The organism is Snodgrassella sp. ESL0324, assembly GCF_013344955.1.
GTDB classification, from domain to species: domain Bacteria; phylum Pseudomonadota; class Gammaproteobacteria; order Burkholderiales; family Neisseriaceae; genus Snodgrassella; species Snodgrassella alvi.
This window is the reverse complement of record NZ_JAAEDS010000005.1, coordinates 1-12052: the sequence shown is the minus strand read 5'-3', so window position 1 is coordinate 12052 and position 12052 is coordinate 1. Positions and strand designations below refer to the sequence as shown.

The following is a 12052-nucleotide window of genomic DNA, read 5'->3' as shown; positions in this document are numbered from 1 at the left end:
TGTTGTGGGTGCGGGTGTCGGTGCTGCTGTAGAAACGCTGCCATTCGAAGGGCAGGTGAGCCGGCAGGGAGAAGTCGAGATCTTCGGGGCCGAACAGGAGTTTGGCACCGGTTGGCAGATGAACCGGTTTATCTGTAGAAGGTCCCAATGCTTTTGCGACACCAATGTTAATGGCAATAGCCTGGAGAAAACAATCTGAAAATTCCGCTATTTTTCGACCGAATTTTCCAGGAGCCAACACTAGTGTCGCAATAGTGGCTATCTGCGCAATGGGATGTTTGCCGCTTTTGATCTCTTGAACAACAACAGACTCTCCGCCGATACGTACATTGTTAGAGACTTTTTCACCATCTTTGCAGTCATCGGTGACTTTGGCTTCGCAGGTACTGCGGTCATTGCTGCGTACTGCCGGCTGGCCGTTGATATAGACTTTTTTGGAGCCTTCAGCCAGATATTCGGCCGCGCCGGTGATGGTTCCTATTGCGGCACTGACAACGCTGAATCCGAGCCCCATGGCAGCCAGTCCCGGCGAACCCATAGCAACCAGTCCCAGCGAATCTGGAATACCCATATCGGAGAAAGAAGACGGGTGTTTTTTACAACTAATTCTGTCTTCCTCTCGAGGAACTGCTTGCGGATCAGGCGAAGCAACGGTCGGCCTGATAAACTCACTGGCTGCTGTTCCTAAACCCTGCAGTATGTTTCCGGCTATATCGATAAAACCTTCAGGCTGTTGCGGTGCCTGTACTGTTTTTGTTTTATCTATTATGCCGGCAGCACGGGCTGAGAGTTTGCTATTGGTATGAGTATTGTGAGAACCAGTTACAATCTCACCATCTTCAGACGGGGGAAATAAGCTGCCGACCCAGTCTGCAGCTTCTGAAATATAACTTTCTAATTCGAATGTAACTGCAGCAGAGACGATTTCCCCTATAATGCATACGGCTACACCGGCACCACCTGTTACCGCAGCTGCACCAGCTGTCACTGCACCTGCGATAGTGGCACCTCCTGCTAAAGCTATTGCACCTGCCGTGACGGCAATACATGCAGCCCCTATAGCTGCATAACAGAGTATTTCAACAGCGGCACTTGCAATATCAGCCAGTAATGAAGTATGTAAAAGAACATCCCCCTCACGGGCTGCCCAGTATGCTTCCCCCATATTGAATATTCCTATTTTGTAAAATTAAAATAAAACAAAATATGTAAATCAATATGAATATATCTTACATTAAACTGAATTAATAACTTAAATGAATATAAATTGACATAAATTAATTTAATAATAAATCTAGTAAAGATTTATGATTTATTATGTAAATAAAATAATATCAATTTAGTTATTACTGCATATTTAAAAAATATGTTTGATTATGTTAAATTAATTTGACAGGAATAATGGGAGATAGTGTTGCATAATTGTAAATCAAAGATTAAATTGAATATTTATGAAGCTGGCTTTTGTCTTTTGAACAGGCAGAAAACTGCTTAATGCGATTGTTATCGGTGGATAAAGGCAGGATCGAATCACCTGTATACGGATTTTCAGTCTGTCACTCTGTCGGCATGCCGTTCAGGTCGGTATGGAAGTAGTAGATGTGTTGTTCCTGATTACCGGTTCTGTCTATCCGCGCCAGCGGTTCATAGCTGCCTTCACCGGTATACAGATACAGGCTCTGCCGTTTGTCCGCGCTGCTTTCCTGAATCATCTGCATCCTGTCCCACAGGAAGGTGGTGCGGTTGCATGGCTTGCTGTCACGGTCCGGCCGGTGTTTTTCAATCCGCCGGCCAAGCGCATCGTAGACGTAGCCGTAGCGTACAGTATGGTTCAGCTGTTCGATACGCACTTCGGTCAGGCGGTGTCCGGCATCGTAATGGTAATACTGGGTACCGCCGGCGGTCTGTTTGCTGCGGGTACGTCCGTGTTCGTCGTAGCTGTAGTGCCATTGTCCAACCTGCGGATCGGACATGCTGACACCAGCTAAAAAAGATAACTAGTAAATTCCACAATTACTCACGTTTTGTCCATTTTTGGTATTTTTCTGGATCACTTGCTATTAAAGCTTTTAATTTATCAGTTACTTTCTGTACACCAGTAGAATCTGTTTTATATTTATTAAATATAAAAATAATACCCTGTGCAATGTTATCGAGTACATAACATATTGTCTTAGTATATGAATCGAATTTTTTATAGGGAATAAAAATGACAAATTCAACTCTTTTCCGTTTGGATAAAGTTATCGGACCTTTAACAAAATCTTTTTGTTTCCTTGTAGCCGATATGTATAAATCTAGACAATAATCATTAATTTTGAATAATTTATCATAATGAGCAATACTTTTATTTAACCCTTCAAGATAATCTCTCAGCGGATCCAATACCGTATTAGTAATATCATAGCTAGTCTTAACTTCAGGATATATTAGAGCAAAATGGAATTTCATCAGCAGTTTCCTATTTTTTTGGGTTTATAACTTTTTTGATTACCAACCGGAACATCTCCTTTTTTAGCATAATGAATATCAAGTTTAGATGTTTCTACTGCTTTTGCATCTTTAGTTGTTGGAAGACGTCTTCTAATAACTTTACCTACCACTGTTTTACCAGAATTTGAATCTAAATTTCTAAGTTTTCGTAATTGTTGATGTAAACGCGTTGGAAGTCCACTTTCAAGAGTAATTCTATTTAAATCAGCCTTACCAAATTTATAAATTTCGCCATCTATTGTGATCACGTAAACGCCAAAATTACCTTTCGCATTATTAGAGTTTAAATGAGCCCATCCCCAAGGATCAATCCACATTAGCGCATTGGGCGCATACTGATACAGATTGAGTCCGCCGGACAACCCAATTGGGTCAGGCTGAGTAAAGCGGCCCGTATCCGGGTCGTAGTACCTGAAAGTATTGTAGTGCAGTCCGGTTTCTCTGTCTGAATACTGTCCCTGATACCTCAGGTTCTGTTGTATCTCTGTATGGGCAGTTTCCTGTACCGGTTTGCCCCATAACTGATATGAACATTCCCACACAATTTCACCGGCTTCATCCGTCAGCTCCTCCGGCATGCCGTTCAGGTCGGTATGGAAGTAGTAGATGTGCTCTTGCTGATTGCCTGTCCGGTCTATCCGCGCCAGCGGTTCATAGCTGTCTTCACCGGTATACAGATACAGGCTCTGCCGTTTGTCTGCACTGCTTTCCTGAGTCATCTGCATCCCGTCCCACAGGAAGGTGGTGCGGTTGCATGGCTTGCCGTCCCGGTCCGGCCGGTGTTTTTCAATCCGCCGGCCAAGCGCATCGTAGACGTAGCCGTAGCGTTCAGTATGGTTCAGCTGTTCGATATGCACTTCGGTCAGGCGGTGTCCGGCATCGTAACAAAATTATTATTATTTATCAGTTTACTGGATTATACTTACTATATGCTATATGAACATTTTTAAGATTTATATATAACTGCAAAAATTGTATATAGATTATGTGAACTAAAATAATTTATCAATCTACTTCTTTAGCAAATCTGATCGCTTCTCTCAATTGCCTTTTAATTATCCTGTTCTTCATATTTTTTCGTAGAAATTTTTTATTTTTTAATAATTTATCTAATTCTTTTTCACCCAGTATTTCCTTTATATCAGAAAACATAACATCAAGATCGTCAACTGGATCTCTAATAGCACGAGAAAGATTTATAGATAAATACCTAGATTTTAAAATATATAATGCCTTTTCTTTATTGATTTTTAATAATAACTCAAATGCTGGCAACTGTATTATTCTTGACGATATTAAATGACTTAATAAAGAAGTGGCTTTTGAAACATCGGCATGTTCAACAAAGTACTGTTTTTCCTGATCGTCTGTTATTACTTTAATTAAATTATTGTAAGCAGTAATACATTCTTGAATAGTATCAGTTAACATCTTGTTTTTTCCTTTTTAATAATATAATTTTCAAAAATATAAACTTTAATTTTGTTTATCCTACTATATCTTTATTATTAATTCAGGTTATATTAATCTAAGATATTTTCATTTGGATTTATTAATCTTCGTTGAGAGCAAACTTAATTGCTTCTTTCACTTTTTTATTTCTTTTATTTACAGGTAGAAATTTTTTAGATTTTAATATTTTATTCAGCTCATTCTCTCCCAGAATATTTTTAATATCAGTAAACATCATTTTAAGATCATACACTCTATTATCAGAATAATTTGCCAGATCCTGCCACAAATAATATTTTTTGATAAAAGTTAGTGCTGCATCTTTATCTATTTTTAATAATAACTCAAAGGTGGCTGGGGTTACTATTCTGATATATCTAAATAAATCTTCAATTAATAGTGTAGCTTCAGAAACATTAGCATTATCTATAAAATATTGTTTGTCTTTGTCATTATTGAGCTCTTCCCATAACCTTTTTTCTGCATCACAATATTTCTGCAAAGCTTCGATTAACATTTTTTCACCCTTCCTTTCTTTTTTATAGCATCTGTTGGAACATTATCTTTAATTTTCCAGTCCATTAATTGACCCTTTGTTTTTCCTTTACGTTCTACTTTTAACTCTGAAGTATCAATATCAACGAAATAATCTGCTCCTAAGGCACCGGTTACATTTCTTATATAATCTGGGTTTCTTGCCTCTAGATGTATTGAAGTTACACTTATTCCCCCTCTAGGGTCTTTTGGATCAAATGTAAATCCATTTTTTTTAAAGTACTTGTACTCTTTGCTTGACATAAATCGACGAGCAATTCCGGGATTTTCGGGAACACCATCTATAAGATTACTCTTCGCCAATCCCCATGGATCAGCCCACATCAGCGCATTGGGCGCATACTGATACAGATTAAACCCACCCAGCAACCCAATCGGATCTGGCTGAGTAAATCTACCTATATCCGGATCATAGTACCTGAAAGTATTGTAATGTAAGCCGGTTTCTCTGTCTAAATATTGTCCCTGATATCTGAGGTTTTGCTCTATGGGTTCGTGTTCGATTTCATGAATCCGCTTTCCCCATAACTGAAAGCTACATTCCCACAGTATTTTACCGTTTGCATCCGTCAGTTCCTCCGGCATGCCGTTCAGGTCGGTATGGAAGTAGTAGATGTGCTCTTCCTGATTACCGTTTCTGTCTATTCGCGCCAGCGGTTCATAGCTGTACTGGTCGGTATACAGATACAGGCTCTGCCGTTTGTCCGCGCTGCTTTCCTGAATCATTTGCAGCCCGTCCCACAGGAAGGTGGTGCGGTTGCATGGTTTGCCGTCCCGGTCCGGCCGGTGTTTTTCAATCCGCCGGCCGAGGGCATCGTAGACGTAGCCGTAGCGTTCAGTATGGTTCAGCTGTTCGATACGCACTTCGGTCAGGCGGTGTCCGGCATCGTAATGGTAATACTGGGTACCGCTGGCGGTCTGTTTGCTGCGGGTACGTCCGTGTTCGTCGTAGCTGTATTTCAGTCCGCGGAAGCTGAGCAGCTGGTTAAAGCGGATCAGGTTCTGATTGCTTTCTTCTTCGCCGCGTCTTCTGTCCAGCAGGTTGGCCGCAGCATCGTACTGCAGGGTTTCCCAGTACGCTTCGCTGCGGCAGCTTTCGATGCGTCCGGTCACGTCGTAGCGGTAATCGCTCTGTCCCTGCCGGTTGTGTTTTTTGCTTACCAGCCGGTCCAGATTGTCGTAGGTGTAGTTGCGGTCCAGTATGATATCCGGCAGGATACCTGCTCCCGGACGGCTGGTCTGTTTGCCGGTCAGGCGGCCGGTGCGGTCGTATTTAAAACTGGTATTCATTCTGCCCTGGCTGCGCAGGGTTTCCCGGTGCAGCAGGTCGCGCTCGATGTCGCTGATAATCCGGCCGTCCAGGTTAATCTGGTGCAGATGGCCGGAACCATAATACAGTTTGTTGATGGTGCGCCCGTCCGGCAGGGTGGTGGCGATGCGGTTGCCCAGTCTGTCATACTGATGCTGCAGGATACCCTGTGCAGTGGTTTCGCTCAGCAGGTTGCCCATTATGTCGTAGCTGAAGCTGATCAGTTCCGGTTCGGCTTCCGGCGGTAAACCGGCGGCTTTAAAGCCGACTCTGAGCAGGTTGCCGGCTTTGTCATACTGATAGGCGGTGGTGCCGTCGGGGGTGTGTTTGCCGGTTAAGCGGCCAATGGCATCGCGTTTGAAACGGTGCTCGATCTGATGCGGGCTGCCGGCTGCAAAACGCACGCTAGTGACGTTGTCGAGCGGATCGTAGCTCAGCTGCTGTCTGCACCCGTCCAGATCGGTCTGTTCGGTCAGCCGGTCGCCGGCATCATACTGAAACCGGTACTGTTCGCCGTTTTCGTTGGTCAGGGCGGTAAGGCGTCCGTAGGCGTCGTAGCTGAAGCCGAGCTGACGGCCGGCGGCGTCGATGCGGGTATGCACCAGTCCGCGCTGGTCACGGCGGTAGCGGGTGGTGTGGCCGGCCGGATCGGTATAGCTCTGCAGCTGGCCGGCTGCGTTGTACTGGTATTTGCTGCTGTTACCGACTGTCCCTGATGTAGGAATTAGTGGATGGAACGAGAGTTAAATAAAAAAAGCTGGGAAGATTTGATTTTTTTACCCAGCTTTTTTTATCATCTAAAAAGGTAATGTCCTTTTAATAGGAGCAAATTTTCTAATATCAACACCTTGTAATTTAAAGTAATTAAAAGCATCTTCTATATTGGAAAACTCACTAAATTCTTCAGTTGCATAATCTTCGTACATTTCCATTTTATTTTCAGGTATATGGAAAAGATAAGTATTATATTTTTCATCCTCTTTTTTAATAGCATATTCAAATAAATAATTTTCACCATTTATATCTTTTATCTCATCAAAACCTCTAACCTTACCATTCTCTATGGCAGCAATTAGTTTTTTATATATATAAATCAAACATCTATATCAATCCTCACCATTGTCCTATCAGAACGTTTAATATTTATATGAGGCAAAGAACCATGCTCTGTACCTTCATTATCATTAGATTCAAAAGATTCAAAAGATTCAAAATTAATTTTGATGATTAATAATTTCCCCAATCAACAGTATCAATTAATATTTCAGACATAGGTTTAACCCTTGAACGATCAGATTGTGAAATTGTTCCAAGTATTATAGAAGGTAATTTATCTACGACCTTTCCAGCTATATAATGAAGATTTCATACTGTAACTGTGCTCCAGTAGTATGTCTAGCTTGGTATTTTGTCTTAGAAACTATTTTTGTTTAAATATTCTGGATTCAATTTAAGTATTTAATAATTATTATACGTTTATAGTATTATTTCATTTTTACTAATAAATCTCCTGGATATAATCTAATTCTATTATCTTCGTATATATATTCTATCCATAATTCTTTGTTATCAGATTCACAATCGTTTATTATTCTATATTCTGAATATCCTGTATTCATTTCAATAATTGGTATAATTTTGTCTATTTTACCTTGTATCGTATTTTGGGATAAAAATAAAGCAATTTTTTTTAATAAATTTAATTTTATTCTTAATTCATAGTTACTACCTTTTAAAGAATTAATCTCGTTATCAATATGATTAATGATATTTAACATTTCTATCTTTCTATATAAATTGTGGCTTTCTCACCATTAGGTGTTAGTACATTAATATGAGGGGTTGTTTGGTGTGGATGTCCGCTTGGTAAGCTCTCATGTCCATGTAAAATACCATCTTTATTAAACTGATAGTCTTTATGATATACAGCATTGTTACCTTTTTCCGAAGATCTTAATTTAAAATCTTTCTTTTGCCTGACGTTTTAATTGCTGATTTGTTTCCAGCACCAGTTACTTTACGTGCATTTGGGAAAGCACCATATAATACCTGATCTGCTTCCTTAAATGAATTAACTGTTACATCATTTCCGGCTCGTAAATCTTTAATTTTATTATTTATTTTTTTGGGGTAAAGGATTTATTACATTGTAATCCCCAAGGATCAATCCACATAAACGCATTAGGCGCATACTGATACAGATTAAATCCGCCGGCTAACCCAATCGGGTCAGGCTGAGTAAAGCGGCCTGTATCCGGATCGTAGTACCTGAAAGTATTGTAGTGCAGTCCGGTTTCTCTGTCTAAATACTGTCCCTGATACTTCAGGTTCTGCTGTATCTCTCTATGAGCAATCTCCTGTACCGGTTTACCCCACAGCTGGTATGAGCATTCCCACACGATTTCACCGGCTTCATCCGTCAGCTCCTCCGGCATGCCGTTCAGGTCGGTATGGAAGTAGTAGATATGCTCTTGCTGATTGCCTGTCCGGTCTATCCGCGCCAGCGGTTCATAGCTGTACTGGTCGGTATACGGATACAGGCTCTGCCGTTTGTCTGCACCGCTTTCCTGAATCATCTGCAGTCCGTCCCACAGGAAGGTGGTGCGGTTGCATGGCTTACCGTCACGGTCCGGCCGGTGTTTTTCAATCCGCCGGCCGAGGGCATCGTAGACATAGCCGTAGCGTTCAGTATGGTTTAGCTGTTCGATACGCACTTCGGTCAGGCGGTGTTCGGCATCGTAATGGTAATACTGGGTACCGCTGATGGACTGTTCGTAGCCAATATGCCTATGCGGTATCAGTCTAGTTAGAAGATAGCAAGCAGTATGAAAGTAATAAATGTGTGCAGTTACTGATTGTCAATAAAATTAAAATAATGAATTTGTAAATTATTATTTTAATTTTTTGTGTACATTTTTTATTTTTGAATATAATACAAATAAATATCATATTCATTATCACTTAAAGCAATTACTCTATCTGGAGAAGTAAATGCTAATGAAAAATCATATGTCTTATTTATTGAAAACAAGCTTAATATGAAATTTGAAAAATTTTCGACATAAAAGGATATGCAAATATCCCCGTAATAAAACATATTACAAATAATATCTTTTTTTATATTCAATATACTTTCAACTTCACTAACTAAAACATTTTTATTTACAGGTAAATTAAAAACTTTTTTCTTGATAATATTATCAATTTTATTTATTTCCATTAACATTTTTCTATGCCATATAAATTCATTATCATGTAAAAATGATATATTAAACGAACTAATACCATCTAGTTTGGTTGCATAGTCTTTTGCTCTAAATAAATTTAATTTATCTTTTAAACTAATTTTCATAATATATATGATGATCGTTGGTTGCAGGGTCATTGATTTTCAGATATCTATCTTTTTTGAAATCGTATGTTCTAGCATCAGAATTAGCTTTAGGTTGTCCCGCATGCACATGAGGACCTGATGCTCTAGGATCTGCAGTGTGTTCAGCAATAACTTTTTTATGTCCGTAGGCATCTGTATATTCATAATATCGTCCATGAGAACCTAAATCCTCTGAATATTTATAGTTTGTTTGTCCTCTTCTTCTGGGATCATTTCCAACAGTCCATTGCCTATTAGGTTGCTGTGAACGAGGTATGCCAGCAAGATCTTTTGCTTTATTAAACGCTTGACGACGATTTCTTACTCCACCACATTGAAGACCAAGAGGATCGATCCAAATAAACGCATTAGGCGCATACTGATACAGATTAAAGCCACCCAGCAACCCAATCGGGTCTGGCTGGGTAAATCTACCTATATCCGGATCATAATACCTGAACGTATTGTAATGTAAGCCAGTTTCTCTGTCTAAATATTGTCCCTGATATCTGAGGTTTTGCTCTATGGGTTCGTGCTCAATTTCATGAATCCGCTTTCCCCATAACTGAAAGCTGCATTCCCACAGTATTTCGCCGTTTTCGTCGGTAAGCTCTTCCGGACAACCGTTCAGGTCGGTGTGGAAATAGCGGATATGTTGTTCTTGATTGCCGTCTGTGTCTATCCGCGCCAGTGGTTCATAGCTGTTCTGGTCGGTATAGATATACAGGCTGGTGGGGTGATTCGAGCCGGTTTCCTGAATCATTCTTAAGCCGTCCCACAGGAAGTGGGTACGGTTGTAGGGTTGGCCTTCGCGGTCTATCTGATGTTTTTCGATACGCCGGCCAAGGGCGTCGTAGACGTAGCCGTAACGCTGACTGCGGCCGTTTGCTCAATGCGTACTTCGCTCAGGCGGTGGTCGGCGTCGTAGTGGTAGTGCTGGGTGTTACCGGTGGTTTTTAGTCTTGATAGGGCTGTAGATGCTTTCAGAATATGTAATTATTTATTTGTTTCAAAATTGGTAATCCATACACGGGTGGGTATAAACAGGTATTAAATTGATTAACAGATACCGTTTGATGTAAAACCCAGTAGAATTTTTAATTAACCTCAGCATTATTGTGCTGGTTTCAGGGTATAGTACAAGTACTACTCCTGAAATAAATAAAAGCTGGAAAAAGCATAATACTCTTCCCAGTATGGCTTTAGATATCCTTTAATAATTCTTTAATATTATAGTCACCAAATGGAGATACACGAGGTAGAGATTCGGCTTCTTGTTCAGATATAGGGATTTTATTTCCCCAAATATCCACCTTCTTACACCACGGTTCTTCTCCATAGGTGAAATATACGCCATCCATATCGGTAGGCACATACTTAAAGCAGAATATATCTCTTGCCTTGATAAACCGTAGCATGGTGCGTGTTTTTTTATCCCAACCCCATAGTTTGAAATTACTTATCAGCATATTCCTTTTCCTATACGACCATTTATACTATTGCCTTTCTTACTATAATAAGCATTCTTTTAATGCCTTAGCTCCGGCATCAGTGCGTTAGTGACATTTAAACTATATGATAATTTTAAAAAACACCCTTTAGTTTTTTTCTTGATATCTTAATATCTTTGGCGATTATTTCAACATAAAATGAATCACTTTGAATAATATAATGAGTGTATTCTCCTACATCATATTTATCCCAATCAGGGAAAAAGGAACGTCTTTCAGCCTTTAATTTTTCCAACCATGATGACTCTGGAACAACCAAATAACATGCACGAAAATTATCGTCTTCGCATTTAGTATAATAACTGAATTTTTTATTTCGTTCGAATCGCATAGCCCAGACGTAAGAAAAATCAAATATACCTGTAAATACAGAGTATTTAGCAGAAGAACTCCATATTTTAAAAAATGCAGTTAATGAATCGCCCTTTGATTTTATTAAAACATCATCATTTGGGGCTTGCCAATAGGGAAGTTCTACTGCATAGGCAAAATCTTTTTTCATAGCATTCGTCTCTTATTTACAAGTCGGAACTTTAGATGTTCCAGTATTGGGCATATTATTTCTCCAAAGTCTACGTTTAAAATCTTTCAGCTCATTAACATTAGTTTCAATAACAATTTTTATTTGTTTAGCCTTTGCGCTGCGTGCAATTGCTAAGCGACTATTGCCATCTCTGACCACTAATTGACCTTTCACATCAACAACTCTTATTGCTGGAAAATCTGTGACTTTTACATTTCCCTTACGGACATCATTTATTACTGATTGTATATTTCGTTTTCCTTCAGGTGTATCAAAAGCACTATTAATAGTTTTCTGAGAGAAATTAACATCCTTAGGATTAACAAGAATCTCATTCGGATCAAGCTTTATTTTTTCTGTTGTTAACCCCCACGGATCAATCCAAGTCAACCCATTAGGCGCATACTGATACAGATTCAAGCCACCCAGCAGCCCAATCGGGTCTGGCTGGGTAAATCTACCTATATCCGGATCATAGTACCTGAACGTATTGTAATGTAAGCCGGTTTCCCTGTCTAAATATTGTCCCTGATATCTGAGATTCTGCTCTATGGGTTCGTGCTCAATTTCATGAATCTGTTTTCCCCATAACTGAAAGCTGCATTCCCACAGTATTTTACCGTTTTCGTCGGTCAGCTCTTCCGGACAGCCGTTCAGGTCGATATGGAAGTAGTAGATGTGTTGTTCCTGATTACCGTTTCTGTCTATCCGCGCCAGCGGTTCATAGCTGTTTTCGTCAGTATACAGATACAGGCTCTGCCGTTTGTCTGCACTGCTTTCCTGAATCATCTGCATCCCGTCCCACAGGAAGGTGGTGCGGTTGCATGGCTTGCCGT

Annotated in this window: 15 protein-coding genes and 1 pseudogene; all 16 read right to left on the bottom strand. The window is 40.1% G+C overall.

From position 1 onward, the window contains the following. Window positions 1-1165 (bottom strand): DUF6531 domain-containing protein (locus GYY70_RS01105; RefSeq protein WP_202984432.1); only part of this gene is annotated, 1165 nt, incomplete at its 3' end. A 391-nt stretch (window positions 1166-1556) separates the two neighbouring features. Continuing rightward, window positions 1557-1973 carry an RHS repeat protein gene (locus GYY70_RS01100; protein WP_174830967.1) on the bottom strand — a complete coding sequence of 139 codons (417 nt, stop codon included), beginning with the start codon at window positions 1971-1973 and terminating at the stop codon, window positions 1557-1559. A gap of 40 nt (window positions 1974-2013) precedes the next feature. After that, window positions 2014-2451, bottom strand: coding sequence for a hypothetical protein (locus tag GYY70_RS01095; protein WP_174830966.1), 438 nt, complete (start codon window positions 2449-2451; stop codon window positions 2014-2016). Continuing rightward, window positions 2451-3212: an RHS repeat domain-containing protein gene (locus GYY70_RS01090; RefSeq protein WP_255454268.1), complete on the bottom strand. Its 762-nt coding sequence runs from the start codon at window positions 3210-3212 to the stop codon at window positions 2451-2453. Before GYY70_RS01090 ends, GYY70_RS01095 begins: the two co-directional genes overlap by 1 nt. Before the next feature lie 60 nt (window positions 3213-3272). Then, window positions 3273-3365, bottom strand: a pseudogene (locus tag GYY70_RS12215) (hypothetical protein); the annotation flags it as partial. Window positions 3366-3498: 133 nt separating this feature from the next. After that, window positions 3499-3924 (bottom strand): hypothetical protein, encoded by a 426-nt coding sequence (locus GYY70_RS01085; RefSeq protein WP_174830965.1) that lies wholly within the window; start codon window positions 3922-3924, stop codon window positions 3499-3501. A 121-nt stretch (window positions 3925-4045) separates the two neighbouring features. Next, complete coding sequence (locus GYY70_RS01080; RefSeq protein WP_174830964.1) at window positions 4046-4462, bottom strand: hypothetical protein; 417 nt, start codon at window positions 4460-4462, stop codon at window positions 4046-4048. Continuing rightward, window positions 4456-6411 (bottom strand): RHS repeat-associated core domain-containing protein, encoded by a 1956-nt coding sequence (locus GYY70_RS11960; protein WP_194241804.1) that lies wholly within the window; start codon window positions 6409-6411, stop codon window positions 4456-4458. Before GYY70_RS11960 ends, GYY70_RS01080 begins: the two co-directional genes overlap by 7 nt. A gap of 195 nt (window positions 6412-6606) precedes the next feature. Then, window positions 6607-6906, bottom strand: a complete 300-nt coding sequence (locus GYY70_RS01070) for a hypothetical protein (protein WP_174830963.1) — start codon at window positions 6904-6906, stop codon at window positions 6607-6609. A gap of 387 nt (window positions 6907-7293) precedes the next feature. After that, window positions 7294-7587 carry a hypothetical protein gene (locus GYY70_RS01065; protein ID WP_174830962.1) on the bottom strand — a complete coding sequence of 98 codons (294 nt, stop codon included), beginning with the start codon at window positions 7585-7587 and terminating at the stop codon, window positions 7294-7296. Between the two features lie 339 nt (window positions 7588-7926). Then, a complete protein-coding gene (locus GYY70_RS01060) occupies window positions 7927-8574 on the bottom strand; it encodes an RHS repeat domain-containing protein (protein WP_370521127.1) in 648 nt (215 codons plus the stop codon). A 152-nt stretch (window positions 8575-8726) separates the two neighbouring features. Continuing rightward, window positions 8727-9161, bottom strand: coding sequence for a hypothetical protein (locus tag GYY70_RS01055; RefSeq protein ID WP_100126529.1), 435 nt, complete (start codon window positions 9159-9161; stop codon window positions 8727-8729). Continuing rightward, window positions 9151-9945: an RHS repeat-associated core domain-containing protein gene (locus GYY70_RS01050; protein ID WP_202984429.1), complete on the bottom strand. Its 795-nt coding sequence runs from the start codon at window positions 9943-9945 to the stop codon at window positions 9151-9153. The genes GYY70_RS01055 and GYY70_RS01050 overlap by 11 nt, the downstream gene beginning before the upstream one ends. Before the next feature lie 439 nt (window positions 9946-10384). Then, on the bottom strand, window positions 10385-10651 hold the full coding sequence (locus tag GYY70_RS01045) for a hypothetical protein (RefSeq protein ID WP_180214698.1): 267 nt from the start codon (window positions 10649-10651) through the stop codon (window positions 10385-10387). A gap of 115 nt (window positions 10652-10766) precedes the next feature. Next, window positions 10767-11195, bottom strand: coding sequence for a hypothetical protein (locus tag GYY70_RS01040; RefSeq protein ID WP_084547189.1), 429 nt, complete (start codon window positions 11193-11195; stop codon window positions 10767-10769). A gap of 12 nt (window positions 11196-11207) precedes the next feature. Then, window positions 11208-12052, bottom strand: an 845-nt coding sequence (locus tag GYY70_RS01035) for an RHS repeat domain-containing protein (protein WP_174830961.1), incomplete at its 5' end; no start/stop codon positions are given.